The organism is Pseudomonas sp. P5_A2_2, assembly GCF_054177685.1.
Genome location: NZ_JBGCUL010000708.1, coordinates 1 through 2638 on the forward strand (window position 1 = coordinate 1; position 2638 = coordinate 2638).

The 2638-nt window shown below is 60.9% G+C and carries 1 protein-coding gene; it reads left to right on the top strand.

The annotated features are described in order from the left end of the window. Nucleotides 1-2638: beta strand repeat-containing protein (locus ACXRVY_RS24585; RefSeq protein ID WP_458238477.1), on the top strand; the 2638-nt coding region annotated here is incomplete at both ends.

Genomic DNA, 2638 nt, shown 5'->3' on the forward strand with positions numbered 1-2638 from the left:
GCGTAGTGGAGCTCTATCTCGGCACAAGCGCGGGCAACAATTTCTCGGCGGGCAGCTCCGACACAGCGATCTATGGCTTCGGTGGCACGGACAATCTGTCCGGCGGTGCCGGTGCGGACTGGATTTTTGGCGGCGCGGGCAACGACGTGATCGTCGGCTCGGCCAATGACCGCCTGCTCGACGGCGGCACCGGAACCGATACCCTCAACGTCAGTGGAGTTTTTGTCAACGAGAGCGACGGCCAGATCGCGAATATTGAAAACGTTCAGATAACCACAGCTTCAGGAACGCTGATCCTGAACGCTCAAACCGAAAGCTTCACCATCTTTGGCACTTCGGGTGCCGATCAGATCGTCGCGGGCAGCGGGAATGACACAATCTTTGGCACTGACAACGACACACTGCTCGATGGCGGCACCGGTTCCGACACCCTGAGTACGGGTACCCTCTTCACGAGCACAAGCGACGGGCAGATTACGGGTATCGAGAATGTATTGATCGGAACGGCTGCGACCCTGAACCTCGCCAACCAGACCGAAGGCTTCACCATTACCGGTTCTTCGGGTGCCGACACCATCACCGGGGGGACAGGTGCAGACAGCATCAGTGCGGCAGGTGGCAACGACATCATCAGCGGTGCGCAGAACGACACGCTGCTCGACGGCGGAGCCAATACCGATACGCTCAACGTCAGCGCGAACTTCACCAGCGCCAGCAACGCCCAGATCGCCAATATCGAAAACGTGACGCTGACGACTTCCGGGCTGACGCTCAACCTTGGCAACCAGACCGAAGCCTTCAATATCAATGGTTCATCCGGCGTCGATAACATCAGCGGCGGCAGCGGGGCCGACACCATCAACGGCCAGGCGGGCAACGATACACTGACCGGTAATGGTGGGGTTGACCAATTCCGGTTGCGCACCAACGGTGGCACGGACACGATCACCGACTACACGGACAGCACCGACAAAATTGGCTTCCTGGGGGGGGCCGTGACGGGCGGTGTCGGCTTCACAACCGCTGGGAGTTCGGCCGGTACAGCGCTTCTCTCCACCGACTTTCAAACCCGCAACAGCATCAGCAACATCAATAACAATGACGACAACAAGATTGATCTAATCGACGCGAGTTCGCAGACAACGTCACAGATCACAACCGGCATTGGCGGCGGTGCCACCAACACCTACGTGATCGTATTCAACTCGACGACAAGCAAGGGCGAAATCTGGTTTGACACAGACTGGAGCAATACGGCGAGTCGGGTACAAGTGGCAACGCTGAACACTGTTACGACGTTGGCCGGGGTCACTAACATCACAGCCTCAGACATCGTTGTCTACGACAATACCCTCGGTCCCGCAGGTGTTGCTGGCAGCCCGATTAACGTGGGCCTGGCCGATGCGGTGACTCGCGCGGACGTCGCGACGGTGACCATTTCCGGTCTTCCCACAGACTGGACCCTGAACCAGGGCACCGACAATGGCAACGGCACCTGGACGGTGGACAAGAGCAGCCTGGACACGCTGACGGTCACAACAGCAGCAGATTTCACGGGTGCCATGGTCTTGCCGGTCACGATGACCTGGACCAATGTCGATGGCACGGTGGATAGCGAAGTGATTCGCKACAACGTCGAAGCCTACGCCCCCGGCTCGCCGATCTTCGCCTTGTCGGCGGACGACAACCTGACCGGCTCCAGCGGCGCCGACCTGTTCGTGTTCGCCCAGCCAATCGGCAACAACGTCATTCACAGCTTCGATGCGGCGGCAGACAAGATCGACTTGATCGGCTTCACGGGCGTCAACGGTTTTGCCGATGTGAGTATCGCCAACGACGCGAACGGCAATGCCGTGCTCAGCATCAGCGCCGACCAGACGATCACGGTCGACGGCGTGGATGCGGCGGCGTTGAGCGGGGCCAACCTGCTGTTCGATGTGGACCCGGTCACGACCAATACGGGCACCATCACCATTGCTGACGGCGCGATCATGCCGTTCGGTGGCAGCATCGACAACAGCGGCACCATAGCGCTCGGCTCCACCGGCAGCGGAACCGATCTCGAGATTCTGTTCCGTGGCGCGACGTTGACCGGTGGCGGGCAAGTGGTTCTGTCCGACAGCGCGCAGAACGTGATCTTTGGAGGCAGCGCGGACACGCTGCTCACCAATGCCGACAACACCATCTCGGGTGCCGGCCATTTGGGCGCGGGGCAAATGATGCTGGTCAACTCGGGCCTGATCCTTGCCAGCGGCGTCAATGCGCTGGTGGTCGATACCGGTAGCAGCGCCGTCACCAACACTGGCGTACTGGAAGCCACCGGCAGCGGTGGATTGGTGATTGATAGTGGGCTCGTCAACAGCGGTAGCCTGGGGGCGCACGATGGCGGCGATGTCGCATTCGGCGCCAACACACAGCTCACCTATGCCGCGAATGACACAGGCACCGGCGGGATGCTGAGCGTGAGCGACGGCACACATGTGGCGCAGGTCGCGCTGAATGGCCAATACGCGGCGGCGGGTTTGCAGGCGAACGCCGAGGGCGGCGGCAGTGAGCTGGCCTACGATGCCGCGGCGGCGAACCACACGATGCTGGGTGGCCAGGCCAACGACATTCTGGTCGGCGGTGCGGGTGATGA